Genomic DNA, 26,074 nt, shown 5'->3' on the forward strand with positions numbered 1-26,074 from the left:
GTACCCCAACATGTCGACGATCCTGATATCGCTTCTGCGCAACATCGAAACCTTCGAGCACATCCGCGTCGCGGTCTGCGCCGCGCGGGAATATGAGCGCGAGCTTTCGGTCAAGCCGGCCGATGTCGGCACGCGCATTGGCGCAGGCGCTGCCTCGATCGTTCTCTAGAACATTTCCGAGTCATGGAAATGCTCTATCTCTTTGTTTTCGCGCATTCCGGACGCAAAACCGCTGCGCACTTTTGCTGGAAGTGCTCTGGTCAAACGGCCATTTCCTCGATCTGGGCCTTTGCCCATTCGAAGGCTTCGTCGACATAGGCGAACTTGACCGCCTGCCAGGCGCAATATTCCTCGACGAAATCCCGCGATATCCAAAGGTGCGTCTTGCGCGGCTCGTCATGCCAGCCGACGCAGCCGCGCTGCGCCGCCTTTGCCAGCAGCCGCTGCAGATGGGTGCGCGACATCATGAAATCGGCAGCGAGCGCGCGGGTTTCGACGCGGCCGACGGACAGCCGTCCCGGCTCTCTGCTTTCCATATCCATCCGGGCCATATCCATCGGGGCCACGTCCATCCGGGCGATGAAGTTGTCGACGACGAGACCGCCGGCTTCCGTCCAGAGGAACAGCGCCACCTGCTCCGGCGGTTCGCGCCAGGCGGCATCTTCGAGGCAATGGCGGGCAATACGCGGCTGAATGAGCCGCATCATTGATGGATTTGCTTGGAAAAAGGCTGCTCTTAGACCGCCGTCGAGCAGGTCGAGCGCAGCGAGATTGGAGTGAATCCAGGCAAACATTCCCTGATGGCTGACGTCGGCCGGTTCGAAATGACGTGGCCGCCGCCGCTCGTCGCCGGGCGTGTGGGTTATGAAGCGATAGGTATAGAGTTCTTCGATGAAGGCGAGCACGGTGTTGCGGCTCGCCACCTTGTTTGCGGTGATACGCCCGGTCAGCCGGACGGCAGTGAAACCCGATGTCGGGTCGCGCGGATCATATTCCAGGTGGAGGGCATAGGCAGTCTGGGTCAGAAGCCAGCGTTGATGGGAGGCGAGCAGTCGCGCCAGCCGCGGGCCGGCATCGAACATGCCGCGCATCTGCCCGGCCAAAAAGCGAATGCTCATCAGAAAGGAAGAGTTCCCTACCAATTGCTCCGCTGTGAATGCCATTATGCTTTTCTCCACCTCCGCTCGCCGGCCAGCGTTCGGAGCAACGACACCCGAGAGCTCCTCCGGCATCAGCGGCCATTCAGACATGCACAGCTTGGAATAAATGATACTCTCTCATGTTCAACAATCATATTCCGCAGACCGGCGGTATCCCAAGAATTCACCATTCTTTTCACTCTCTGCGCGCAAGTTTCAAGCCACCGCAATCCCCGCGTTAAAACCTTGATAACATGCGCTTACGGGCGTCAGGCTTGCGGCGTCGTGGCCTTGCGCGCCTCTCTCTGCTCGATGCCCAGCTGATGCTCGCGATAAATGATGAAGATGCCGGCGGCGATGACGATGACGGTGCCGATCAGCATGGTCACGCTCGGCACGTCGCCGAAGACGAAGTAGGCGACGATGCCGCCGAGCAGGATCGAGGTATATTCGAACGGCGCGATTGTGGAGACGTCGGCATGGCGGTAACTTTCCGTCAGCAGGATCTGCGCGACGCCGCCGCAGAAACCGGCGGCGATCAGATAAAGCGCCGCCGGCCATGCCAGGATGAGCCAGCCGAAGGGAAGAGAAGCCAGCGAGAACACCGAGGCGGTGATCGAGAAATACAGCACGATCGTCGCCGTCTTCTCTTCCTCGACGAGGCGGCGCACCTGGATCATCGCCATGCCGCCGAGAACGGCCGAGAGCAGCACGCAGAGCGCGCCGACGGCCTGTTCTGCTTCCATGCCGCCGTCGCGAAACAGCGTGAGTTTCGGCCAGGAAACGATGGCGACGCCGACGATGCCGACCAGGACGGCGCTCCAGCGATAGATGCGCACGGTCTCACCGAGAAAAACGGCAGCGAAGATGACAGCGACGAGCGGCAACGCGTAGCCGAGCGCGATCGCCTCCGGCAGCGGCAGATGCAGCAGGCCGTAAAAACCGAAAGCCATCGACAAGATGCCGATCGTGCCGCGCTTCAGGTGACCGATTGGATTGGCCGTGTAGAAGGCGGCCCGCAACTGCCTGTTATAGGCCAGATAGGCCATGATCGGGAAAAGCGCGAAGAACGACCTGCAGAAGGTGACCTGACCCGGCGGGATGTCCGAGCCCGCCAGCTTGATGAAGGTCTGCATGGCCAGGAAGACCACGACCGACGAGACTTTCAGCGCAATGCCTCTCATCGGGTTTCTGAGAACCGAGTGCATGATCCTGGCTCTTGATACTGACTTAACCGGAACGGGGAGACGCGTTCGACTCGGGAACGCAGCAGGTGACGCCTTCCATCGTAGCGAAAGAAAAGCCCGATTGGCGAAAAAACCGCAAGCAACTTGAGAGAATCACAAAAACGCCGTCAGTGGCAGGCTCAACCGTGCTGCTTATGCGCCACCGCTCTGAAATTTCCCGTTTTGAGCCATTCACCCCGAAAATGTTCATCTCTCGGGGCTAGCCGTTAACCAATTGAAAACCATAGGCAAGCATCGTTTTTATCGCTGATCTCGAAATTTTCTTCACCACACAAACAATTGCCCGTTCCTTCCAGGATCCATTTGATGAAGCCGCTTAGCGCCGAAACCATTGCCCAGTCGCAGAATGCGACACCGCGCTCCATGCGCGTCGTCACCGACGGTATCAGCACCGACCTCGAGCGCTTCAGCGCTGACAACACCCATATCGTCAAGCAGATCAAACTGCTGGCGATCAATGCGCTGATCGAAGCGGCCAGAGCCGGCGAGACCGGAAAGGGCTTTGCGGTCGTTGCCAACGAGGTGCAGCGGCTGGCGCAGATCGCGACCGACATCACCGGCAGGTTCGAAAGCAACGTGCTTGGCCGCATCGGCCTCAGCCGCGCCATGGCCGATTCGCTGGTCGAGGAGATGGAGGGCGTTCGCCTGACCGATCTGGCGCAGACACTGGTACAGCTCATCGTCCGCAACCTTTTCGAACGCACGGCCGATGTACGCTGGTGGGCGACGGATCCGGCGCTCTGGCAGGCGCTGCAGAACCCGAGTCAGGAAACCGTCGCCTTTGCGGCGGAGCGTCTCGGCGCCATCAACCGCTTCTACACCGTCTATCTCGATCTCGTCATGACCGATCTCTCGGGCAAGGTGATCGCATCCGCCAATCCCAAGTTCCAGCGCAAGATCGTCGGCACGAGCCTTGCCGGCGATCCGTGGTTCCGCGCGGCGTCGGCCTGCTCCTCCGGTGACGCTTATATCGTCGACGACGTCAAAGCGAGCCCGCTGCACGACGCCAGGCATGCGCTCGTTTACGCCACAGGCATCCGCGAAGAGGGCAAGCTCGACGGGCGGCAGATCGGCACGCTCGGCGTCTATTTCGACTGGCAAAACCAGGGCCAAGCGATCGTCGAGAAAGAGGCCAACCTGCCGCCGCAGCTGGCGGAAAGAACGACGGTCATGCTGCTCGACGGCAAGAGCCGGGTCATTGCCACCACCAATCCCACCCTGCTCTTTTCCCATTTCGCCCTCGCCAATCCGTCCGGTCAGGCGAAAGGCAGCTACTACGATAATAATGGCTCGATCGTAGCCTTCGCGCGCACTCTCGGCTACGAGGATTACGACGGGCTCGGCTGGTACGGCGTCGTCGTGCAGCAGACGGAAAACGACGCGACGATCAAGGCTGCTCTCAACCTGAAGTAGCGCCCCTCTCCCCGCTGCCGTGTTCATCCGTTGCCAATAAGATATTTTGCCCGCGAACTTGGTGTTCGCGGGCAATTTGCTTTAAGTTTAGTTCAGACTTTAATGTAATCATCCCCGGCAAAATTTATGGCAGAGTGCGCCCGCCTCTGTATTCGCGATTATCAAATAACGGTCTTCAGGAAACACCATGCGAACAGATACCGGCCAGGTCATTCATCTGGCAGATTACCGTCCCACCGACTTCGTGCTGGAACGTGTGGACCTGACCTTCGAACTCGACCCGACGGAGACAAAGGTCGAGGCGCGTCTGATCTTTCATCGTCGCCCGGGCGCCGATCCGGCAGCGCCGATCGTTCTCGACGGCGACGAACTGACGCTGACGGGGCTGCTGTTCGACCAGGTGGAACTGGACCATTCGCATTACGACGCAACACCGGAAAGCCTGACGGTGCGCGACCTGCCGGAGAGCGCGCCCTTCGAACTGACGATCACTACCGTCATCAACCCTGAGGCCAACACCAAGCTGATGGGCCTTTACCGCACCGGCGGCATCTACTGCACACAGTGCGAGGCGGAGGGTTTCCGCCGCATCACCTATTTCCCCGACCGGCCGGACGTGCTTGCGCCATTCACGGTCAACATCATCGCCGACAAGGACGCCAACCCGCTGCTTTTGTCGAACGGCAACTTCCTCGGCGGCGCCGGCTACGGCCCCGGCAAACATTTCGCAGCCTGGTTCGATCCGCATCCGAAGCCGAGCTATCTCTTTGCGCTCGTCGCCGGCGATCTCGGCGCCGTCGAAGACACGTTCACGACCATGTCCGGCCGTGAGGTGGTGCTGAAGATCTATGTCGAGCACGGCAAGGAGCCGCGCGCAGCCTACGCCATGGACGCGCTGAAACGCTCGATGAAGTGGGACGAAGAAAGGTTCGGCCGCGAATACGATCTCGATATCTTCATGATCGTCGCCGTCTCCGATTTCAACATGGGCGCGATGGAGAACAAGGGCCTCAACGTCTTCAACGACAAATACGTGCTTGCCGATCCGGAGATCGCCACCGATGCCGACTATGCCAATATCGAGACGATCATCGCGCATGAATATTTCCACAACTGGACCGGCAACCGCATCACCTGCCGCGACTGGTTCCAGCTGTGCCTCAAGGAAGGGCTGACGGTCTATCGCGACCACGAATTCTCTTCCGACCAGCGTTCGCGCGCCGTCAAGCGCATCGCCGAAGTGCGCCACCTGAAATCGGAGCAGTTCCCGGAGGACGGCGGCCCGCTCGCCCATCCGGTGCGGCCGACGACATATCGTGAGATCAATAATTTCTACACGACGACCGTCTACGAAAAGGGCAGCGAAGTCACGCGCATGATCGCGACGCTGCTCGGCAAGGACGGCTTCAAGAAAGGCATGGACCTCTATTTCGACCGCCATGACGGTGAGGCCGTGACGATCGAAGATTTCGTCAAATGCTTCGAGGATGCAAGCGGACGCGACCTCACACAATTTTCGCTCTGGTACCATCAGGCCGGCACGCCACTCGTCACCGCGTCGGGCAGCTATGATGCGGCGGCCGGCAGCTTCACCCTGTCACTGGAACAGATGATCCCGGCAACGCCCGGCCAACCGAGCAAGGAGCCGATGCATATTCCGCTCAGCCTCGCGCTGTTTGGCGAAAACGGCGGCAAGATCGAGCCGACCTCGGTCGACGGCGCGGAATATGCCGGCGAGGTGCTGCATCTCACAGGCCGCACGCAGACGGCCGTGTTCCATGGTGTTGGGTCGCGGCCGGTCGTTTCGATCAACCGCAGCTTCTCGGCACCGATCAATCTGCATTTCGATCAGAGCCCGGACGACCTCGCCCGTCTCGCCCGCCATGAGACCGATCATTTCGCCCGCTGGCAGGCATTGACCGATCTGGCGCTGCCGAACCTGCTGAAAGCGGCCCGCGACGCCCGCGAGGGAAAGCCTGTCATCTGCGAGGCGACCTTCGTCGAGACGCTGATTGCGGCGGCCGCCGACGAGAGCCTCGAGCCCGCCTTCCGCGCCCAGGCGCTGGCTCTGCCGAGCGAATCCGATATCGCCCGAGAACTCGGCGGCAACAACGATCCCGATGCCATCCATGCCGGCCGGCAGGCGGTCCTGAAACAGATCGCCGATGCCGGAAAGGATGTCTTTGCCGGCCTCTACGCAGCGATGACGACATCAGGCGATTTCAACCCGGATGCGAAAAGCGCCGGCCTGCGGGCGCTGCGCAATAGCGCCCTCACCTACCTCTCGCATGCCGAAGAGACGCCGGCCCGCGCCAAGGCCGCCTTCGATGCGGCCAACAATATGACCGATCTCAGCCATGCGCTGACGATCCTCGCCCATCGATTTCCCAACAGCGCGGAGACAAACGAGGCGCTCGCCACCTTCCGTGACCGCTTCGCGGAAAATGCGCTCGTCATCGACAAATGGTTCGCGATCCAGGCCGGCATTCCGGGTGCCGAAACCCTGGGACGGGTCCGCGCCCTGATGGACGATCCGCTCTTCAAGCGAACCAATCCGAACCGGATGCGGTCGCTGGTCGGCACCTTCGCCTTTGCCAACCCTACCGGATTCGGCCGCGCCGACGGCGAAGGCTACCGCTTCCTCGCGGATCAGATTCTCGATATCGACAGGCGCAACCCCCAGCTTGCCGCCCGCATCCTCACCTCGATGCGCTCCTGGCGCTCGCTCGAATCCGTGCGTGCCGATCATGCCCGCTCGGCGCTGATCGAGATCGAACGAGCCGCCGATCTTTCGACCGACGTGCGCGATATCGTCGAGCGCACGCTTAAAGGGTAATTTGATTCGACCGGCCATTAGGAAAAATTCGGCGGCCGGTCGCCCAGCACCTCGAATCACCTGGAAAAACCCGAAATTATAAATAGTTAACGGATTTTTACCTTTGCCTCTGGACAAGGCGAATCACCCATGATTCTCTAGGTCAGGTTCGAGCGAGCGGCGCGCGAATCACATGAGGGACAAGGCGAAGAGATGATGGACGTGCGGCGGGCAACCGTGGCCGAAGGACGGCTGCGTGTCGATTTTGACGGGCTCAAAGCCTGGCGCGACAGCCTTTCCGGCCATGCGACATCGGAACCACTTCTCCGTTATCTGCCGAAGGCCGAGCTGGTCTTGAAGCGGGCCATCCCGGCGCTGATCGTCGCCTTCCTCTCCGTCGTTGCCGCCTCGCATTTCTTCGGCATGATGAGCGAATACGGGCGGCTGGAGGCCTCGGCGCGCCATGCCACCGCACTTTCGGCGGCGACCGCCTCTGCTGTGTTTGCCGATGCGGCAGGCATCTTCGACAACGGCGATATCACCGGGGCGCAGGCCCGCCTCGCCAAATACCTGCCGCAAGACCGGCTGGACAGCGGTGCTTTCGTGTTGCTCGTGCAGGCAAGCGGCAAGGTTTTTGCCGCGACCACCGCCGGGCTTTCGTATGTGGGCAGCAATGTCGGTGATTTCTTCCCCGAGGTCTCGGCGATCCGCCGCTTCGGCGATCGCGCCGGCGTCATCGAAACGACGATCGGCGGCGTGCCGCACTATGCCGAGATCACGCTGATGGGCAATGCCGGCGGTTATATCGTCGCCGCCACCTCGCTCGACGAGATCGACCGGCTCTGGCGCGAGGAACTGGCGCTCAACGTCACGCTGTTTGCCGGCATCTCCTCCATCCTGCTCGTCATCCTCTATGCCTATTACACGCAGGTAAAGCGCGCCCGCGACGCCGACGACATCTTCCTGGAATCGAACCTGCGCGTCGAGACGGCGCTGTCGCGAGGCCGCTGCGGCCTCTGGGACTTCGATTTCGAGAACCGCGAATTCTTCTGGTCGCGCTCGATGTACGACATGCTAGGTCTGCCGGGCTCTGACAAGACGATGGGTTTCGGCGAAGCCGCCCGACTGATGCATCCCGATGACGGCGGGCTCTACGAGATCGCGCGCGCCATCGGCAAGGGCGCTTCCGGCCAGGTCGATCAGATCTTCCGCATGCGCCATGCCGGCGGCCACTATGTCTGGATGCGGGCGCGTGCCCAGGTGATCCGCAGCAATTCCGGCCGCATGCACCTGATCGGCATCGCCATGGACGTGACCGAACAGCATCGGCTCGCCCAGCGCTACGCAGAAGCCGACCAGCGCCTGGCCGACGCCATCGAATGCACCTCGGAAGCCTTCGTGCTCTGGGACAAGAACGATCGGCTCGTCATGTGCAACACGCATTTCCAGCAGGCCTATGGCCTGCCGGACAGCGTGCTCGTGCCCGGCACCGAGCGCTCGACCGTCAATGCCGCCGCCGCCCGGCCTGTCATCGAGCGGCGGATTTCCGATGCCGACGGCTCTGGCTATTCGCGTACGACGGAGGTGCAGCTCGCCGACGAGCGCTGGCTACAGATCAACGAGCGGCGCACCCGCGACGGTGGCAGGGTCTCCGTCGGAACCGACATCACGCTGATGAAGCGCCATCAGGAGCGGCTGCGCGAATCCGAGCGCCGGCTGATGGCAACGATCGGCGATCTTTCCGCCTCGCGCCAGACGCTGGAGAGCCAGAAAGCCGAGCTCTCGACGGCCAACGCCAACTACCAGGCGGAGAAGGAACGCGCCGAGGCCGCCAACAAGGCGAAATCCGAATTCCTCGCCAACATGTCGCATGAGCTGCGCACGCCGCTCAACGCCATCCTCGGCTTCTCGGAAATCCTGCAGAACCAGATGTTCGGGCCGCTCGGCTCGCTGAAATACGACGAATATGCCCGCGATATCCATGACAGCGGCAAACATCTGCTCAACGTCATCAACGACATTCTCGACATGTCGAAGATCGAAGCCGGCCATGTCAGGCTGCATTGCGAGCGCATCGACCTTGTGCCGCTGATCGAGGAAAGCCTGCGCTTCACCGCCATGCCCGCGGCTGAAAAGAACATCGTCATCGAACAGCGCATCTGCTCCGGCCTGACGCTGATGGCCGACCGCCGGGCGATGAAACAAGTGCTGCTCAACCTGCTCTCCAATGCGGTGAAGTTCACCGACAATGGCGGCCGCATCGCCGTGCGCACCCGCCGCGTCGATGGCGCCGTCGTCGTCACCATCGCCGACACCGGCATCGGCATTCCACGCTCGGCGCTGTCGAAGATCGGCCAGCCCTTCGAACAGGTGCAGAGCCAGTATGCCAAGAGCAAGGGCGGCTCCGGCCTCGGGCTCGCCATCTCCCGCTCGCTGACCTCGCTGCATGGCGGCCGCATGAAGATCCGCTCACGCGAAGCGGTCGGCACCGTGATCTCGCTGCGCATTCCCGACGATATCTAGGTGTCGGACATAACCCAGTACCGCTGTTATCTAACTCGAAAACCTTGCGACCACGCCCGAGTCGCCCGCGCGTCGCTTGAAAAGGGGGCCGGATGATGCGCTCATCCCGGCCCCTAACTGGTCTTCACAGCTGCCTGGCAGTCTCACTGCCCCATAGTTGGGGCTCGACCGAGTTTTATGCCGTCAGACGGCAATCTTGCCGCCGCCGGCCTTGGTGATGGCGACGACCGCGGGCCGCACCGGCATATCGGGTTTGAAGTCCGGCCAGCGGGTGGAAAGGTCCTCGTAATAGGACGGGCGGCCGTGACCCGGCCAGTCCTCGCCGCCATCGCCGGGATGCTGCACGGCGACGAAGGCGGTCTGGTCATCCGGCGTAAAGAGGGGGCCGCACATTTCGGCGCCGACCGGCACGCGGAAGAACAGTTTCGACGTGGCACGCGCCGCTCCTTCCGTATCGACGGCCCACAGACCGTCGGTGCGGCCGGTGGCCTTATTGTTGTTGCCGTCCGTCGACACCCAAAGGCGACCGGCGGAATCGACGGCGCAGTTGTCGGGCATGCCGAACCAGCCGTTCTTGGTCGTTTCAGTCGAGAAGGTCGCGCCGACGGCCGCAACGGACGGATCGCCGCACTTCAGAAGCACTTCCCACTTGCCCGAGGTGGCCGTGAAGTCGCCGTCGCTTTCGGAGATCTCGATGATATGGCCGAAGGCGTTCTCCGCGCGCGGGTTGGCAGCGTCCACCTGGTCGGCCTTGCGGCGGGTATTGTTGGTCAGCATGACGTAGACCTTGCCGTTGACGCTGTTTGGCTGGACGTCCTCCGGGCGGTCCATCTTGGTAGCCCCGAGCGCGTCGCCGGCGCGGCGACATTCGATCAGCACGTCGGCCTGGCTGGTGAAGCCGTTCTCGGCCGTCAGCGGGCCTTGGCCGAAGATCAGCGGCAGCCACTGCATGGTGCCGTCCTCATTGAACTTGGCGACATGGAGCGTGCCGCTGTCGAGCAGGTTCATGTTGGCGGCGCGGTCGTTCGGGTTGAACGTAGCGTCGGTCACGAACTTGTAGACATAGTCGAAACGCTCGTCGTCGCCGAGATAGAAGACCACCTTGCCGTTCTTGGCGACTATGGATTCAGCGCCTTCGTGCTTGGTGCGGCCGAGTGCGGTGCGCTTCTTCGGCGTGGAGGTCGGGTCCATGACGTCGACCTCGACGATCCAGCCGAAACGGTTCGGCTCGTTGGGCTCCTTGGAAAGATCGAAACGGTCGTAGAAATTCGCCCACTCGTAGCCGCCTTCCGGCACGCCGTAACGCTTGTAATTGGCGGCTTCCTTGTGGCCTTCCGGCAGATTGCCGGAGAAATAGCCGTGGAAATTCTCTTCCGCCATGATGTAGGTGCCCCAGGGCGTGACGCCGCCGGCGCAGTTGTTGATCGTGCCGATGGCACGGGCGCCGGTCGCGTCCGCACTGGTCTTCAGGCGATCGTTGCCGGCGGCCGGGCCGGAAATGTCCATCGGCGTGTTGGCGGTGATGCGGCGGTTATATTTGCCGTCGGCGACGACCTGCCACTTGCCGTCCGCCTTGCGGATCTCGACGATGGTGCCGCCATGAGCGGCCATCTCGACATCCACCTGCTCCTTGCTGAGCGGGCCTTGCTTGATCTTGCCGTCGACGACCTGGACGAGGCCGGGGAACATCAGATGCGGGTTCGTATATTCGTGGTTGACGACGAGCAAGCCGTGCTCGGACGAACCTTCGAGCGGAATGAAGCCGACATAGTCGTTGTTGTAGCCGAACTGCTTGCTCTGCGCATCGGCCGTCTGCTTCGCCGGGTCGAACTCGGGAGCGCCCGGTAGCACGGCATCACCCCAGCGCAGCAGGATATCGGCATTATAGCCTTCCGCAATGTGATGCTTGTCGTCGACGCCGGCCTCCACTTCGGAGAAGTTGAAGGCGGAGCCCTTGTTGTCAGCGGCGCGCGCCTCGTCGGCGCTCATGAGCGCGATCGGGCTGACAGTTGCGGCAATCGCCGAAACGGCAAGCGAGCCCTGCAGAAAATTGCGGCGCGAGAAGCGCTTGCCGATGATTTCGCCCATCGTCGGATTGGCGCTCATGTTGTGGCCGTCGCCATCGGCATCTTCAAGCTGCGTCGTCGGGAATATCTTCTGGGAAATATGCTCGTTCATTGGCTCGCCTCCAAGTTAAGATTTACCCCAAGTCTGGAGCCTTTCTAACCTAAGGTTACACTATTACAGGTGTGCGACACAGGCATCGAAATGTCGAGCAGGCGGCTCACAAGGCTGAGGCAGCACCGTCCTCTCAGAAAAGCACCGCAAAACGACGATCACGCCGTCCTCACTTTTCATTGCTCCTTCTTTATCTCGCAAATTTGTCGTTTTTAAACAGAGACTTACCGTACATCCACCGATTGTCAACAAATGTCGAACAGTTTGTCGCTGTTTCGCGACGGCTGAGCGCCCGCTAGGGAAATGCTGCACGCAATGTGCTGTCGAAACAATTCAAGGATCATCAATGTTTTCCATTAAGTCCGCCTTTGTTGCCGGTGTCCTGGCACTTGCGTCCTCCACTGCATATGCGCAGACGATCGATGTTCCCGCTGGCACCTATCAGGCGGATGTGACCCACACCAACGTTCTGTGGAGCGTCGTCCATTTCGGCCTTTCCAACTATATCGGCCGCTTCGACAAGATTTCCGCGACGCTCGAGCTCGACCCTGCGGACGTTACGAAGTCCAAACTGACGGCAACCATTGATCCGGCTTCGGTCAGCACAAACTATCCGGCAAGCGAAAAGAGCTTTAATGCAGAGATTGCCGGTGAGATGTTCTTCGATGCGGCCAAATTCAGCGAGATCACCTTCGTTTCCACGGCCATCAACGTCAAGGACGGCAAGACCGGAACCGTCACCGGTGATCTGACGTTCCACGGCGTCACCAAGCCCGTCACGCTCGACGTTACCCTGAACGCGGCGCTCAACCCGCACCCGATGTCCAAGAAGCCGACCGTCGGCTTTTCAGCAACCGGAGTGATCAAGCGCTCCGATTTCGGTGTCGCCGCTTTGGTGGGTCCTGTCAGCGACGACGTCAAGCTGACGATCGAAACCGAGTTCGTCGCTCAGTAAGTGTTCGTTGCCGGTGCAGCCCGACATCGTCGGGTTGCGCCGGCTGTTTTGCGCTCCCATTGCGACGACTGGAAGTCACCCATGTCAGCTACACATTCGGTCCGGGCCTACAGTATGGGTGCAATGATCCTGCACTGGCTCATCGCTGCGCTCATCCTGACCCAGCTTGCCATGGGTTTTCTGATGAGCCGCGTGGAGAGCGTTCCAGATACGCTGCGTTTTGCGATGTTTCAGTGGCACAAGACGTTCGGCATCGCGGTCCTGACCTTGACGATCGCCCGCATCGCTTGGCGCCTGTTCCACACGCCGCCCGCGCATGCGCCGATGACATGGGCGGAACGGGCCGCGGCCAGCATCGTCCATGCGCTGTTCTATGCGCTGATGCTGGTCGTGCCTTTGACCGGCTGGCTGCTGGTGTCGGCGTCCTCTACAGGGATTCCCACCCTTCTGTTTCTTTCCGATACCCTGGTCTGGCCACATCTGCCCATTCCAACCTCGATGCGCGCAACAGTTGAGGCCGCGTCCGAGAATGCGCATGTCATTCTGGCCTATGGTTTCGGGTTGCTTCTGGTTCTGCATGTGGCCGGGGCGCTCAAGCATTCGGTGATCGACCGGATGCCCTCCTTTTCGCGAATGATACCTTTCGGCTGGCTGCGCCGGATGCCCTCCTCCGCAATCGGCGTGCTGGTCTCCGTCGTGCTGGCACTGTGCTTTATCGGCGGCGGACTGTTGATCTCCAGAACGGGCGGCACTGCATCCGTCAATGCTGCGGACCTTGGATCGACTGAAGCATCGCCATCCGGCTGGGTGATCGATAAAACGAAGTCTGCACTGACCTACACGATCAATTTCTCCGGAACGCCGACTGCTGGCACGATCGGAAAATGGGACGCATTCATCGAATTCGATCCGGACAATCTTGGCGCCGCCAAGGCGCGGATTGTCATCGACGCCGCCTCCATCGATTTCGATAATTCATTCGTCAGGCCCAATATCGGCGGCGATGACGGCCTGCAGACGGCCACCCATCCGCTGCTGGAGGTTGTGCTCGACCATTTCGAAACGGCGGGCGAGGCCTATGTCGGCAAGGGCAATGTCCTTGTCCGCGGTGTGACGGTGCCTGTGTCGGTCCCGTTTACGATGCAGCGCGACGGGGCGGGACGGGCCATCGTTGCCGGCACGGCGGAGCTGGATCGTCTGGCCCTTGGACTTGGCCTGCAGAATGACGGAAAGGGTGAATGGCTCGACAAGGTCATCCGCGTAGCCTTCAAGCTCGAAGCGACGCCGTCCGGGCCAATGAGCTAAGCCGGAAAGTCGTTGGCGCCCCGGTTCCTTGAAGAAAAAGCAACCTGTGATCTCAGGTGGTCCATGCGGCGGTGAAAACCGCCAGCTGAGCGGCGAAAGCACGCTTGTATGCCGGCCGCGCTTCGCTGCGGGCGACATAGGCGGAGAGGTTCGGATAGTCGTCCAATATATCCGATCCTTTCAGCCTGAGCAGCACCGTCACCATCAGCAGGTCGCCGGCGCTGAACGCGCCGTCGAGCCAGTCGGCATCGCCAAGACGACGGGAAAGATCGTCCAGCCGTTTGCGGATGCTGACCTCGAGGGCATGCAAGCGCTGCTCGTACCAAGGCTCGTTGCGCTCGAGGATTCTGGCGAGGGCGCGGTCGAAGATCGGCGGTTCCACCGTGTTGAGCGCGGCAAACATCCATGCGATCGCGCGCGCCCGGGCATTCGCATCGTCCGGCAGCAGGCCCGCATGGCGCTCGCCGATATGGAAGACGATGGCGCCGGACTCGAATAAAGCGAGATCGCCTTCTTCATAGGTCGGGATCTGCCCGAAAGGCTGCAGCGCGAGATGCGCAGGTTCCTTCATCTCTTTGAACGATACAAGACGCACGTCGTAAGGCTGACCCACTTCTTCGAGCGCCCAGCGAACGCGCATGTCGCGGGCCAGCCCTCTGCCGCGATCGGGCGATCGTTCAAAGGCGGTAATGGTAATCGTCATGGGTGTTCTCCATAGCTTTGTCCTGAAGACGGTCGGCTAAACGAGAATCCGACAGATCATGCTCGAGATAATCCTCGCGGTCGTTCCATCTGGTGTGAGATCAGGCTTTCACGACATTGAGGAATATTTTCCGAACTGCTTTCGACAGCCGCTTCACCTCCGCTTCCAGCGTCTTGATGTCAGGGCAGTCACCGGCGCGGCAGACGAGTTCGACGAGGCCCGCCGGCGCGCCCTTCGGATCGAACAGGCCGTCGATGGAGAGGCGGATCAGTTGCGAAAGGCCGGTATAAAGCGTGAAGGCTTCGAGGCACATGTCGAGATCGTCTGTTGCCATCAGCGGCTCGCCAAGCACCTTCAGGGCCTCGCCGGTGCTCATCCCGTTGACGGCAATGCCGACGCCCCTGGTCGGTGCGATCAGTGCGAGATACTGGGCGACGAATTCGAGATCGATGACGCCGCCGGGAATGAGCTTCAGGTCCCACGGGCCGGAGGGCGGCTTTTCCTTGTCGATCAGTTCGCGCATCTCGGCGACGTCATGGGCCACCTTGGCAATATCGCGATCGGCCGACAGCACCTCGCGGACGATAAGTTCTGCCTCGGCGATCAGGCTCTCATTGCCGCAGATCAGCCGCGCGCGGCTGAGCGCCATGTGCTCCCAGGTCCATGCCTCTTCGCGTTGGTACTTGCCGAAGGCATTGATACGAGTGGCGACCGGCCCCTTGTTGCCGGATGGGCGCAGCCGCATGTCGACCTCATAAAGCACACCTTCGGCGGTCGGCGCCGAAAAGGCGGCGATCAGCCTCTGGGTGATGCGGGTGAAGTAACGCGTCGCATCGAGCGGCTTCGGCCCATCGGATTCCAAGGCCGCATCGTCATAATCATAGAGCAGGATCAGATCGATGTCGGAACCGGCCGTCAGCTCGAAGCTGCCGAGCTTGCCCATGCCGGCGACCGCAATGCGCCCGCCGGGATAGTCGCCGTGTGCTGCCCGCATCTCGCCTACCACGGCCTCGAGTGCCGCCGCAATGATGAGGTCGGCGAGATGGGTGAAGGCGCGTGCGGCCATCACGCCGTTGATCGCGCCTGTGAGCAGGCGGATGCCGATCAGGAAGCGCTGCTCGGCGGCGAAGATGCGCAGCCGGTCGAGCACCTCTTCATAGTGGCGGGCCTGGGCAAGCGAGCTCTTCAGCCGCTCGCCGAGATAATCACGCGTCGGCAGCTCGGCCATCAGGCCGGGATCGAGCATGCCGTCGAAGACATGCGGCTTGGCGGCGATCACCTCGGCAAGCCGGGGGGCCGAGGACATGATGTTGACGATCAGCGACAGGAGCGCCGGATTGCTGCCGAGCAGCGAGAAGAGCTGTATACCGGCAGGAAGGCCCGAGATAAAGCTGTCGAAGCGCAGCAGCGCCTCATCGGCACGCTTGCTTTCGCCGAAGACGCGCAGAAGTTCGGGCGCCAGCTCCGTCAGCCTTTCGCGCGCCTCCACCGATTGCGTCGCGCGGTAGCGGCCGTAGTGCCAGGTGCGGATAATGCGGGAAATGTCGGATGGCCTGGTGAAGCCAAGTTTTTTCAGCGTCTCCAGCGTATCCGGATCGTCGCCCTGGCCGGTGAAGACCAGGTTTCCGGTTTCGGTGGAAAGCTTGCTCTCCTGCTCGAAGAGGCGGGCATAACGCCGCTCGACCGTCTTCAGCACGTCGACCAGCCGTTCGGAGAAGCTCGGCGTGTCGGAAAAACCCATCATGAAGGCGATGCGCTTCAGGTCGGCATCCGTTTCCGGCAGCAGGTGGGTCTGCTCGTCGCGCACCATCTGGATGCGATGCTCGACATCGCGCAGGAACCAATAGGCCTCCGTCAGTTCGTCACGGGTTTCCGCATCGATCCATTTCGCCTTGGTGAGTTCACCGAGCGTCTCCTCGGTCGACCGGCCGCGCAAGGCCGGCATGCGGCCGCCGGCGATCAGTTGCTGCGTCTGGACGAAGAATTCGATCTCGCGAATGCCGCCGCGGCCGAGCTTGACGTTATGACCCTTGACCGCAATGGCGCCGTGGCCCTTATGCGCATGGATCTGCCGCTTGATCGAATGGATATCGGCAATCGCCGCGTAATCGAGATATTTGCGGAAGACGAAAGGGGCGAGCCCGCGCAGGAAATCGCCGCCCGCCGCAAGGTCGCCGGCAACGGCCCGCGCCTTGATGAAGGCCGCCCGTTCCCAGTTCTGACCCCTGCCCTCGTAATAGATCATCGCCGCATCGACCGGGATCGCCAGCGGCGTCGAGCCGGGATCGGGGCGCAATCTCAGATCGGTGCGGAAGACGTAGCCATCCGCGGTGCGCTCCTGCAGGATGCGCACCAACCGCCGCATCATCCGGGGGAATATCTCGATCGCGTCATCCGGGTCGGGCACGATGCCCGCCTGTTCGTCGAAGACGACGACGAGGTCGATATCGGAGGAATAGTTGAGTTCGGATGCGCCGAGTTTGCCCATGCCGAGCACGATCAGTCCGGAGCCGTCGCTCGGTGCCGCCAGATCCCGCAGCCGCAGCTTTCCACCCTCATGCGCCGCCAGCAGCAAATGGTCGATCGCGGCGGCAACCGAAGCTTCCGCAAGCTCGCTCAGCCAGGCCGTCGTCGCCCGCCCGTCGAAGATGCGCGCGAGATCGGCGAGTGCAACGAGGAAGGCCACCTTGCGCTTGATGATGCGCAGCCTGCTCATCACCACGGATTCCGAAGGCGCCGCCCCCTCGCCGTCCCGCCGCCAGCAGCGCCGCGCCTCGGCGACCAACGCCTCGATCTGCGGCTCCAGCGGTTCGGTAATGGCACCAGCGAGGATGGCGGGATCGAGATTGGCGATCTCGCGCAGATAAGGCGACAGCGTCAGCACGGCCGCAATGAAATCGCGAAGCGGGCTTTCCGTCTTCAGCATCGCAGCCACCGACGGCTCGTGCCTGCCGGCCTCCTGAAGGTCGGCCAGCGCCAGCTTCAGCTCCGTCTGGTTCAGCGGACGCAGCAGCCCTTCGGCGACATCCTTCAGACCATGCGTCGATCTCGTCAGCATGCACTCTCCCTGCTTTAGCGCCTAGGGAAACGACCACGCAGAATCGCGGGAACGCCTCCCTGACCGGCATTAAACTAGGGTCTTGGCGGAAAACCGCCAATACGCGATTCAGCCGATCATCGGCAGCGGGCCATCAGGCAGCCTTGGCCGGGAAGATCATGCTGACGGTCAATCCGCGCTGTTCGGGCTTGTCGGGATCGGTATCGGAGAGTTCCAACCGGCCATTGTGCAGCTCCATCACCGCTTCGACCAGCGAAAGCCCGAGCCCTGTCCCGGGCTTCGACCGGCTTTCATCGAGGCGGACGAAGCGCTTCACCACGTCGTCGCGTCTGTCGGCCGGAACGCCCGGCCCATGGTCGGCAACCGAAAGGCAGATGCCATCCGGGCGGCGGGCGAGCTTCAGCGATACCTTGCCCGCCCCTTCGGTATCGGAGGAATATTTGATGGCATTGTCGAGCAGGTTGAAGATCGCCTGACCGATCAGCTCTCGATTGCCCTGCACCTCGACATCCGGCTCGATGCTGGAGCTGAGGCCAAGCCCGGCCTCCTCCGCCGCCGGTTCGTAAAGCTCGGCGCTGTCGGAGACGATGGCCGAAAGTTCCACCGGCGACATCTCTGCGGCGACCGAGCCGGCCTCGACGCGGGAGATCATCAGCAGCGCGTTGAAGGTGCGGATCAGCTGGTCCGATTCGGAGATAATGCCTTCGAGCGCGCTGCGCCGCGCCTCGCCGTCGGCGATATCGAGCGCATCGGCCGCCTTGTTGCGCAGCCGCGTCAACGGCGTCTTCAGATCGTGGGCGATGTTGTCGGAGACCTGCCGCAGGCCCTCGTTGAGCTTCTCGATGCGCTCCAGCATGGTATTCAACGACATCGACAGGCGGTCGAATTCATCGCCGGATCCGCCCACCGGCAGGCGCTGCGACAGGTCGCCGGCCATGATCTTCTTGCTGGCATCCGACATGCGGTCGATGCGTTTCAGTGCGTTGCGGCCGATGCCGAACCAGATGATGATGGCGCCGAGCCCCATGATCGCCAGGGCCACCATCAGCGCCTGGCGCACCAGCAGACGGAAGCGCTCGGGGTCGCCGAGGTCGCGGCCGATCAGGATCCGCAAGCCATTGTCGAGCACGAAGATATTGGCGATCGCCTTGTGGCGGCGCTCGATGCCGCTATCGGTATAGCGCTGATAGGCGAAGGGGGCGGAGGTCCAGCCGATCTCCTCGAAGACGCCCGGCTGCACCGAGGCGACATTGCCGGCGAGAATATCGCCCGAGGGACCGGCGATCACGTAAAGATTGGCGCCCGGCTGGCGGGCACGCCGCTCCATCATGCGCAGGAGAAGGTTCATGCCGCCAGTATCATAGGCGCGCTGCACCTGCTCCACCTCCTGCCTGACGGCGTCGCGGATCTGGCCCGTCAGCAGCCGCTCCGACATCGCTGTCACATAGAAGACGAGCGTCGCGGCGCAGATGGCGAAAAGCAGGATGTAGAGTGCCGAAAGGCGGACTGCTGTGGACTTGAAGAGAACCTTGAAACGGCTCATCCCTCATCCTTGATCATGTACCCCGCGCCGCGAATGGTCTTCAGGAGCGGCTGGCTGTAGTCCTTTTCGATCTTCGAGCGCAGCCGCGAGACATGGACGTCGATGACGTTGGTCTGCGGGTCGAAGTGATAGTCCCAGACGTTTTCGAGCAGCATGGTGCGGGTCACCACCTGGCCGGCATTCTTCATCAGATATTCCAGCAGGCGGAATTCGCGCGGCTGCAGCGGGATCTCCTTGCCGCCGCGGCGCACCTCATGGGAAAGCCGGTCGAGTTCGAGATCGCCGACGCGATAGACGACGTCCTTATCCGGCGTGCCCTTGCGGCGGCCGAGCACCTCGACGCGCGCCAGCAACTCGCTGAAGGCATAAGGCTTCGGCAGGTAGTCGTCGCCGCCGGCACGAAGACCGGTCACGCGGTCATCGACCTGGCCGAGCGCCGAGAGGATGAGGACCGGCGTATGGATCGCCTTGCGGCGCAACTCGCTGATGACGGAAAGCCCGTCCCGGCGCGGCAGCATGCGGTCGATGACGATGACGTCATAAGTATTTTCCGACCCCATGAACAGGCCGCTCTCGCCGTCACTGGCGTGATCGGCGACGATGCCCGCCTCGCGAAAGGCTTTCGTGAGATAGACCGCGGCTTCGAGATCATCTTCGATGATGAGAATCTTCATGCGGCCGACATTACCCGCCGGCTGCGTTTCGGCAAGGCTCAAAGCATCTTCCTGCGGGGCGGCGCTCATGGCGATCATCCTTCAAAGGTCAGAAGAATAGAGCCGCGCGGAGTTTCGTCCGCGCGGCTCCAGTTGTCTTGAGGATCAGCCCTGGCCGTTGATCGGAAGCGCTACGAAACGGCTTCCTTCATTGGACTGGATCTGGAAGAGCGCGCGGGTGCGGCCGTCCTTCTTCGCCTGGTTCAGCACCTTGACGACATCGTCAGGGCTGGCGACCTCCTGGTTGTTGACCGAAGTGATCTTTTCGCCTTCCTTGATGCCCTTGTCGGCGGCGTCGGAGTCCGGGTCGATGCCGGTGATCGCCAGGCCCTTGCCGTCGTCAGACGGGCCGACCGTCAGGCCGAGATCGGCAAGCGCCTTTTCGGAAGCCGGTGCCTCAGGCTGCTGCGGCTGGTTGTTGTCATCGGCGGACGCATCCTTCTGGTCGATCGGCAGCGTGCCGAGTTCGACGGTGAGAGGCTGGGCCTTGCCGGCGCGCCAGACCGAAAGCTCGACCTTGCTGCCCGGCTGCATCGCGCCGATGCGGCGGCTGAGATCACGGGCATCCTTGATCGTCTCACCGTTCAGCGCGGTGACGACGTCGCCGGCCTTCATGCCGGCCTTGTCACCCGGCGATCCGGCCTGCGGGGCAACGACGAGGGCGCCGCTCGGCTCGGAGAGACCGATGGATTCGGCGATATCCTTGGTCACCGGCTGGATCTGCACACCCAGCCAGCCGCGCGAGACCTGGCCGTCCTTCATCAGATCGGCGACGACGTCCCTGGCGGTCGAGGCGGGAATGGCGAAGGCGATGCCGACGCTGCCGCCCGACGGCGAGAAGATCGCGGTGTTGATGCCGACGACTTCGCCGCTGAGGTTGAAGGTCGGACCGCCGGAGTTGCCGCGGTTCACGGCGGCATCCACCTGCAGGTAATCGTCATAGGGACCGGAGCCGATATCGCGGCCGCGAGCCGAGACGATGCCGGCTGTGACCGTGCCGCCGAGGCCGAAGGGGTTGCCGACGGCAACGACCCAGTCGCCGACACGGACATTATTGTCGTCGGCCCAGTTGACGTAGGTGAACTTCTTGCCCTTGCCGTCGACCTTCAGCACGGCAAGGTCGGTGCGCGGATCCTTGCCGATCAGCTTGGCATCGAGCTCGGTGCCGTCATTCATGACCGCGACGAAGGCCTGGCCATCGGAAACGACGTGATTGTTGGTGACGATATAGCCATCCTCGGAGATGAAAAAGCCGGAACCCTGGGCGACGGGGCGGAGGCGACCCTTGCCGCCCGGACCATTCGGACCGCCATTCGGGCCGTTCTGGCCGAAGCGCCTGGAATGGCCCTGCTGATCATTCGGATCCTGGCCGAACTGCTTGAAGAAGCGCTTCAGCGGATGATCATCGGGAAGGTCGTCGAAGCCGCGGCCGTTGAAATCGAAGGAGAAGCCGTCATTGTTGTTGTCGGAGACGGGATTGACGCGGTTTTCGACCCGGACGGAAACGACGGCCGGCGAAACGGCGTCGACGACATTGGCGAAGCTCGGAACGGCAGGCGCCTGAACCTTGACAGCTTCGGCATAAGACCGGGTGATTTCGAGCGGAACGCCGGTTGCGAGCACAGCGGCTGCGATACCGGCGACGGTAGAAGCCTTGAGCACAGTGGCGAGGGACGGACGTCCGTTGAAATTCTTGAGCATTGGAGCACCTTCTCTTGTTCTTAAATCTTCAGACCGGCGACGCCGGATCAGTCGATGACTAAAGATATAGGACGCCGCACCTTACTGCGAACTGTCCGGCCAATGAAAAGTTCGTAATGTTTGCAATGTTTGCTTTCGGCCGAACATGCCGCCGGCTTCTCTAAAGCATGTCGCGCAAAAGTGTGCAGCGGTTTTGCGACAACGACATGCGTAAAAACAAAGACCTACAGCGCGGCAAGCGAATCTGAAAGATCGCGACGCGCTTTAGCGGCCCGAAATGCCCGCCTGCCGGCTCAGCATGATCGATTATTTCTTCAAAAGCTCGCTCAGCTTCACCTGCTCGTCTGCCGTCAGCTTGCTGCCGGTGGGCTTGCCTGCCCTCTTGCGCGCAAAGACCAGCAGTGACAGCCCGCCGGCCAGCACCAGCAGCACCGGCGCACCCCAGAGCAGCACCGTCTTCATGCTGACACGCGGCTTCAACAGCACGAACTCGCCGTAGCGCGAGACGATATAGGTCAGCACTGCCTCGTCGCTGTCGCCATCGGCGATGCGCTCGCGCACGAGCAGGCGCAAATCCTTGGCCAGATCGGCGTTGGAATCGTCGATCGACTGGTTCTGGCAGACCATGCAGCGCAGTTCCGCCGAAAGGGCGCGGGCGCGCGCTTCGAGCGCCGGATCGGCCAGCACCTCGTCAGGATTGACAGCAAAGGCGGAAAGGGGCGCAAAGAGAACGAAAAGGACGATGAGGAGCCGGGAGAGAAGCCGCGACACCTGCTGAATGCGCCTAACCTCTCCTCCCCTCATTCCTGTGCTTGTCACAGGAATCCAGCCACGGCGCGTCCGCGCCGTGAATGAACCTTTTTGCAAATAAGAGTCTCCCGCGCCCAAGGACTTGGGCGCGCTGGATTCCTGTGACAAGCACAGGAATGAGGGGTGCGGTGAGCACATCATTCAGCCGGCTCCATGGTAGTCGCGGCCGGTTTTACCTTCGCCTTCCTGCGCGGGGCGCCGACACGCAGGCGCCGGTCGCTGAGCGAGACGAGGCCGCCCAAGGCCATGAACACCGTTCCGCCCCAGATACAGAGAATGAACGGCTTCCACCAGATGCGCACGACGATGCCGCCGTCCTTGGTGGCGTCGCCGAGCGAGACGTAGAGCTGGCTGAGGCCGAAGGTCACGATGCCTGCCTCCGTCGTCGGCATCTGGCGGGCGGTGTAGAGGCGTTTGGCCGACCAGGTGTCGGCGACCGTGACGCCGGCGCGGCGGATGGTGAAGTGGCCGCGCTCCTCGGTATAGTTCGGACCGGTCGCCGGCTGCATGCCGTCGAAATGCAGGCTGTAGCCGCCGGCATCCGCCGTTTCGCTGGGCTTCATCTCGATGACATGCTCGGTCTGGAAGGTCGTAACGGCGACAATGCCGAGCACGGTCACGCCGAGGCCGGCATGGGCAAGGGCGGTGCCGAAGGCCGAACGCGGCAGGCCGGTCAGCCGGCGCCAGGCGACAGAGCCCGCCACCTTGCCGATGCCGGCGCGATACCAGAGATCGGCGATGGCGCCGAGGATGAGGAACAGCCCGGCCGCCAGCCCGAGCACGGAAAGCACCGGCCCGCCATGTTCGATGTAGAAGAAGGCAACAGCGGCAAGGAAGGCCAGACCTGCCACGACGTAGAGCCGCTGCAGGGCGCCGAGCAGATCGCCGCGCTTCCAGGCCAGCAGCGGCCCGAAGGGCACGATGACGATCAGCGGCGCCATCAGCAGGCCGAAGGTCAGGTTGAAGAAGGGCGGCCCGACGGAAATCTTATCGCCGGTCAGCGTTTCCAACAGCAGCGGATAGAGCGTCCCGGTGAGCACCGTGCCGCAGGCGACCGTCAGGATCAGATTGTTGACGACGAGTGCGCCCTCGCGCGAGATCGGCGCAAACAGCCCGCCGGCCGACAGCTTCGGCGCGCGGAAGGCAAAGAGCGACAGCGCCCCGCCGATGAAGATCAGCAGGATACAGAGAATGAAGACGCCGCGGGAGGGGTCGCTGGCAAAGGCATGCACCGAGGTCAGCACGCCGGAGCGGACCAGGAAGGTGCCCATCAGCGACAGCGAGAAGGTGAGGATGGCGAGCAGCACCGTCCAGATTTTCAGCGCCTCGCGCTTTTCCATGACGAGCGCCGAATGCAGCAGGGCGGTGCCGGCGAGCCAGGGCATGAAGGAGGCGTTTTCCACCGGGTCCCAGAACCACCAGCCGCCCCAGCCGAGTTCGTAATAGGCCCAGTAGGAGCCCATGGCGATGCCAAGCGTCAGAAAGGTCCAGGCGGCGAGCGTCCAGGGCCGCACCCAGCGCGCCCAGGCGGCGTCGATGCGCCCTTCCAGAAGGGCTGCGACGGCAAAGGAGAAGCAGACGGAGAAGCCGACATAACCGAGATAGAGCAGCGGCGGGTGGATCGCGAGGCCGACATCCTGAAGCACCGGGTTGAGATCGCGGCCCTCGGCCGGCGCCGGATCGAGACGGAGGAAGGGATTGGAGGTCAAAAGAATGAACAGCGTGAAGGCGACCGAAATCCAGGCCTGCACGGCCAATACATTGGCCTTCAGCGTCTCCGGCAGATTGCGGCCGAAGACGGCGACCAACGCGCTGAACAGCGTCAGGATCAACAGCCAGAGCATCATCGACCCTTCGTGATTGCCCCAGACGCCGGAATATTTATAGAGCAGCGGCACCAGCGAATGCGAATTCTCCCAGACGTTCCCGACCGAGAAATCCGAGACGACATGGGCATAGGTCAGCACGGCGAAGGAGAAGGTGACAAGCGCAAACATCGCCAGCGAGCCGATCGTCGCCACATCCATCATCGCCCGGTCATGATGACGGGCTCCGATCACCGGCACGATGGAAAGGATGAGCGCGGTTGCCAGCGCCAGCACCAGCGCGTAATGGCCGATCTCGATGATCATTGCGTCGCCTTCACTTGCTGTCCTTTCACTTCCTGGCCCTGAGCTTCTTGGCCTTGACCTTCATTCCACAGCCCCTGGGATTTGAGCCTGTCGGCCACGTCCTTCGGCATATAGGTCTCGTCATGCTTGGCGAGCACGGTGTCGGCGACGAAGACATTCGTGCCAGTGGCGAACATGCCTTCGGTGACGACGCCCTGTCCCTCGCGGAAGAGATCGGGAAGGATGCCGGTATATTTGACCTTCACGGCATTGGTGCTGCCGTCGGTGACGGCAAATTCCACCGTCGAACCGGTGCCGCGCACGACACTGCCCTCGCCGACCAGCCCGCCAAGGCGGATGCGGGTTTCCGGCGCCACCGGCGTCTTGGCGAGATCGGCCGGCATGTAGAAATAGGCGACCGACTGGCTGAAGGCGAACATGACCAGCAGCACGGCGGCGATGATGAAGCCCATGCCGCCCGCAATCACCGCGAGGCGCTTCTGCTTGCGCGTCATTGCGTCGCTCCCTCCGTGGCTATGCCGAGTTCCCTGGCAAGCGCCAGCAATTGCCTGCCCTCTTCGCCGGGCGGCGGAAAAGCCGCAAGCCCGCGTTTCAAGGCGCCGGCGGCGCGATCCTTGTCGTTCAATACGGCGTAAGAGCGGACGAGCCGCATCCATCCCTCGAAATTGTTCGGATCCTCGCTGAGCTTGGCATCGAGGCTTTCGACCATGCCTCGGATCATTTGCTGCCGGTCGCCGGCGCTCATAGTCTCGGCCGCCGCCACATCTTGCTGCGTCGGATTGCCGGGGGCAGCCGAATTGGCGCCCGAGGCAGCCGAACCGGCGCCCGGGGCAGCCGGATTGGCGCCGGGGGCCGGATTGGCACCTGCCGGCGCGCCGCCGTTCAAGGCAATATGCTGGTTGACCAATGGCAGCCAGGGCGCATCGGCGGGCGATTGTTTTGCCAGCGCCTCGAAAGCCTGGCGCGCCTCATTTGGCCGTCCCGCCTGCTCCATGCTGAGCGCGATGTAGAAGCGGGCACGCGGATTATCAGATTCGAGCGTCAGCGATTGTTCCAGCACTTGCCGCGCCTCCTCCGTCACCACGCCGTCCGAGACCGCCATCAGCGTCTCGGCAAGTCCGTCGAGCCGGACGGGGCTCGGGCCGAGAAGCCGGATGGCATTGCGATAAGCCACTTGCGCATCGTTGACGCGCATCGTGCGGAAATAGATCGGCGCCAGCACGTCCCAGCCCTTGCCGTCATCGGGTTTCTCAGCCAGGTGCCGCTCCGCCTTGACGATCAGCACCGCCACGTCGTTGCCGGGATTTTCCAGCCGCGCTTCCAGCGGCTGCGAGGGCAGGTCCGGCCTGCCCGTCGTCAAATAAAGACAGAGCCCGAGAACCGGCAGGAGCAGGAGGACGAAGGCCTCGGTGAAACGGTGATGCCGTGCGGGTTTCGGCGTCTCGGCCGGCTCGTCGGCCGAGACGGCGATCAGCCGCCGGCCGATTTCCGCCCTGGCGTAATCGGCCTCCTCCGGGGTGATCAGCCCGCCATCGAGATCGCGGTCGAGTTCGCGCAACTGGTCGCGATAGACCGCCGCCTCGCCGGCGCGGATATTTTCCGCCGCCTTCGCTCCGCGCAGAAGGGGGTAGAGCAGGATAACGGCGATGGCTGCCGTCAGAGCGGCAACGAGAATCCAGAACAGCATGTCGCCCAAATACGTGAAGCGCGTCTTCATTCCAACTGCCAAAGCCGGAATGACGAAGATTTGAGGCTAGCGCATAACCCCGACAATCGGAATCGATTTTCGGAAAGGATTATGCGCCATTTAAAGTGATAGAGCGTCCTTAGCGCGTCCTA

General features: G+C 62.3%; 18 protein-coding genes. 6 read left to right on the top strand and 12 right to left on the bottom strand.

Annotation, left to right across the window (positions count from 1 at the left end; genetic code table 11):
• The first annotated feature begins 10 nt into the window (after positions 1 to 10).
• Positions 11 to 169 carry a hypothetical protein gene (locus G9X68_RS01990; protein WP_171376485.1) on the top strand — a complete coding sequence of 53 codons (159 nt, stop codon included), beginning with the start codon at positions 11 to 13 and terminating at the stop codon, positions 167 to 169.
• A 91-nt stretch (positions 170 to 260) separates the two neighbouring features.
• On the opposite strand, the gene G9X68_RS01995 is transcribed toward G9X68_RS01990, so the two are convergent.
• Positions 261 to 1,163 carry a hypothetical protein gene (locus G9X68_RS01995; protein WP_171601058.1) on the bottom strand — a complete coding sequence of 301 codons (903 nt, stop codon included), beginning with the start codon at positions 1,161 to 1,163 and terminating at the stop codon, positions 261 to 263.
• 245 nt (positions 1,164 to 1,408) lie between these two features.
• Positions 1,409 to 2,347, bottom strand: a complete 939-nt coding sequence (locus tag G9X68_RS02000) for a DMT family transporter (protein WP_171601059.1) — start codon at positions 2,345 to 2,347, stop codon at positions 1,409 to 1,411.
• Positions 2,348 to 2,692: 345 nt separating this feature from the next.
• Between G9X68_RS02000 and G9X68_RS32145 the strand changes: the two genes are divergently transcribed.
• From G9X68_RS32145 to G9X68_RS02015, 3 genes are all read left to right on the top strand, one after another.
• Entirely contained in the window at positions 2,693 to 3,799 is a 1,107-nt protein-coding gene (locus G9X68_RS32145; protein WP_171601060.1) for a methyl-accepting chemotaxis protein, read from the top strand.
• Positions 3,800 to 3,986: 187 nt separating this feature from the next.
• Positions 3,987 to 6,635: an aminopeptidase N gene (pepN, locus tag G9X68_RS02010; RefSeq protein WP_171601061.1), complete on the top strand. Its 2,649-nt coding sequence runs from the start codon at positions 3,987 to 3,989 to the stop codon at positions 6,633 to 6,635.
• Positions 6,636 to 6,827: 192 nt separating this feature from the next.
• On the top strand, positions 6,828 to 9,137 hold the full coding sequence (locus G9X68_RS02015; RefSeq protein WP_171601062.1) for a PAS domain-containing sensor histidine kinase: 2,310 nt from the start codon (positions 6,828 to 6,830) through the stop codon (positions 9,135 to 9,137).
• A gap of 183 nt (positions 9,138 to 9,320) precedes the next feature.
• Here G9X68_RS02015 and G9X68_RS02020 read toward each other — a convergent pair whose 3' ends face one another.
• On the bottom strand, positions 9,321 to 11,315 hold the full coding sequence (locus G9X68_RS02020; RefSeq protein ID WP_171601063.1) for a PhoX family protein: 1,995 nt from the start codon (positions 11,313 to 11,315) through the stop codon (positions 9,321 to 9,323).
• Positions 11,316 to 11,661: 346 nt separating this feature from the next.
• Between G9X68_RS02020 and G9X68_RS02025 the strand changes: the two genes are divergently transcribed.
• A complete protein-coding gene (locus G9X68_RS02025) occupies positions 11,662 to 12,270 on the top strand; it encodes a YceI family protein (protein WP_171601064.1) in 609 nt (202 codons plus the stop codon).
• A gap of 81 nt (positions 12,271 to 12,351) precedes the next feature.
• On the top strand, positions 12,352 to 13,575 hold the full coding sequence (locus tag G9X68_RS02030) for a cytochrome b/b6 domain-containing protein (RefSeq protein ID WP_171601065.1): 1,224 nt from the start codon (positions 12,352 to 12,354) through the stop codon (positions 13,573 to 13,575).
• Between the two features lie 52 nt (positions 13,576 to 13,627).
• Here G9X68_RS02030 and G9X68_RS02035 read toward each other — a convergent pair whose 3' ends face one another.
• The 9 genes from G9X68_RS02035 to ccmI form a co-directional block, all read right to left on the bottom strand.
• Entirely contained in the window at positions 13,628 to 14,278 is a 651-nt protein-coding gene (locus G9X68_RS02035; protein ID WP_171601067.1) for a glutathione S-transferase family protein, read from the bottom strand.
• Between the two features lie 100 nt (positions 14,279 to 14,378).
• Positions 14,379 to 17,336 (bottom strand): bifunctional [glutamine synthetase] adenylyltransferase/[glutamine synthetase]-adenylyl-L-tyrosine phosphorylase, encoded by a 2,958-nt coding sequence (locus tag G9X68_RS02040; protein ID WP_171601068.1) that lies wholly within the window; start codon positions 17,334 to 17,336, stop codon positions 14,379 to 14,381.
• Positions 17,337 to 17,469: 133 nt separating this feature from the next.
• On the bottom strand, positions 17,470 to 18,879 hold the full coding sequence (locus G9X68_RS02045; protein WP_171601070.1) for a sensor histidine kinase: 1,410 nt from the start codon (positions 18,877 to 18,879) through the stop codon (positions 17,470 to 17,472).
• Positions 18,876 to 19,631, bottom strand: a complete 756-nt coding sequence (locus G9X68_RS02050) for a response regulator transcription factor (protein ID WP_372353359.1) — start codon at positions 19,629 to 19,631, stop codon at positions 18,876 to 18,878. Before G9X68_RS02050 ends, G9X68_RS02045 begins: the two co-directional genes overlap by 4 nt.
• Positions 19,632 to 19,697: 66 nt before the next feature.
• Positions 19,698 to 21,293 (bottom strand): Do family serine endopeptidase, encoded by a 1,596-nt coding sequence (locus G9X68_RS02055; protein ID WP_171601072.1) that lies wholly within the window; start codon positions 21,291 to 21,293, stop codon positions 19,698 to 19,700.
• A 306-nt stretch (positions 21,294 to 21,599) separates the two neighbouring features.
• On the bottom strand, positions 21,600 to 22,097 hold the full coding sequence (locus G9X68_RS02060) for a cytochrome c-type biogenesis protein (RefSeq protein ID WP_206679611.1): 498 nt from the start codon (positions 22,095 to 22,097) through the stop codon (positions 21,600 to 21,602).
• A 143-nt stretch (positions 22,098 to 22,240) separates the two neighbouring features.
• Complete coding sequence (locus tag G9X68_RS02065; RefSeq protein ID WP_171601074.1) at positions 22,241 to 24,235, bottom strand: heme lyase CcmF/NrfE family subunit; 1,995 nt, start codon at positions 24,233 to 24,235, stop codon at positions 22,241 to 22,243.
• Complete coding sequence (gene ccmE / locus G9X68_RS02070) at positions 24,232 to 24,729, bottom strand: cytochrome c maturation protein CcmE (RefSeq protein WP_171601075.1); 498 nt, start codon at positions 24,727 to 24,729, stop codon at positions 24,232 to 24,234. The genes G9X68_RS02065 and ccmE overlap by 4 nt, the downstream gene beginning before the upstream one ends.
• Entirely contained in the window at positions 24,726 to 25,922 is a 1,197-nt protein-coding gene (gene ccmI / locus G9X68_RS02075; protein WP_420878157.1) for a c-type cytochrome biogenesis protein CcmI, read from the bottom strand. Before ccmI ends, ccmE begins: the two co-directional genes overlap by 4 nt.
• Between the last annotated feature and the right edge of the window lie 152 nt (positions 25,923 to 26,074).

The sequence above is a fragment of the Rhizobium changzhiense genome (assembly GCF_013087625.1).
In the GTDB taxonomy this organism is placed as follows: Bacteria; Pseudomonadota; Alphaproteobacteria; order Rhizobiales; family Rhizobiaceae; genus Rhizobium; species Rhizobium sophorae.

Coding starts and splice junctions, on each gene's coding strand:
- G9X68_RS02050 (WP_372353359.1), bottom strand. CDS start 19,631: ATGATCGCCATGAGCGCCGCCCCGCAGGAAGATGCTTTGAGCCTTGCC.
- G9X68_RS02040 (WP_171601068.1), bottom strand. CDS start 17,336: ATGCTGACGAGATCGACGCATGGTCTGAAGGATGTCGCCGAAGGGCTG.
- ccmE (WP_171601075.1), bottom strand. CDS start 24,729: ATGACGCGCAAGCAGAAGCGCCTCGCGGTGATTGCGGGCGGCATGGGC.
- G9X68_RS02035 (WP_171601067.1), bottom strand. CDS start 14,278: ATGACGATTACCATTACCGCCTTTGAACGATCGCCCGATCGCGGCAGA.
- G9X68_RS02020 (WP_171601063.1), bottom strand. CDS start 11,315: ATGAACGAGCATATTTCCCAGAAGATATTCCCGACGACGCAGCTTGAA.
- G9X68_RS02030 (WP_171601065.1), top strand. CDS start 12,352: ATGTCAGCTACACATTCGGTCCGGGCCTACAGTATGGGTGCAATGATC.
- G9X68_RS02045 (WP_171601070.1), bottom strand. CDS start 18,879: ATGAGCCGTTTCAAGGTTCTCTTCAAGTCCACAGCAGTCCGCCTTTCG.
- ccmI (WP_420878157.1), bottom strand. CDS start 25,922: ATGCTGTTCTGGATTCTCGTTGCCGCTCTGACGGCAGCCATCGCCGTT.
- G9X68_RS32145 (WP_171601060.1), top strand. CDS start 2,693: ATGAAGCCGCTTAGCGCCGAAACCATTGCCCAGTCGCAGAATGCGACA.
- G9X68_RS02060 (WP_206679611.1), bottom strand. CDS start 22,097: ATGAGGGGAGGAGAGGTTAGGCGCATTCAGCAGGTGTCGCGGCTTCTC.
- G9X68_RS01995 (WP_171601058.1), bottom strand. CDS start 1,163: ATGGCATTCACAGCGGAGCAATTGGTAGGGAACTCTTCCTTTCTGATG.
- G9X68_RS02055 (WP_171601072.1), bottom strand. CDS start 21,293: ATGCTCAAGAATTTCAACGGACGTCCGTCCCTCGCCACTGTGCTCAAG.
- G9X68_RS02000 (WP_171601059.1), bottom strand. CDS start 2,347: ATGCACTCGGTTCTCAGAAACCCGATGAGAGGCATTGCGCTGAAAGTC.
- G9X68_RS01990 (WP_171376485.1), top strand. CDS start 11: ATGTCGACGATCCTGATATCGCTTCTGCGCAACATCGAAACCTTCGAG.
- G9X68_RS02065 (WP_171601074.1), bottom strand. CDS start 24,235: ATGATCATCGAGATCGGCCATTACGCGCTGGTGCTGGCGCTGGCAACC.
- G9X68_RS02015 (WP_171601062.1), top strand. CDS start 6,828: ATGATGGACGTGCGGCGGGCAACCGTGGCCGAAGGACGGCTGCGTGTC.
- pepN (WP_171601061.1), top strand. CDS start 3,987: ATGCGAACAGATACCGGCCAGGTCATTCATCTGGCAGATTACCGTCCC.
- G9X68_RS02025 (WP_171601064.1), top strand. CDS start 11,662: ATGTTTTCCATTAAGTCCGCCTTTGTTGCCGGTGTCCTGGCACTTGCG.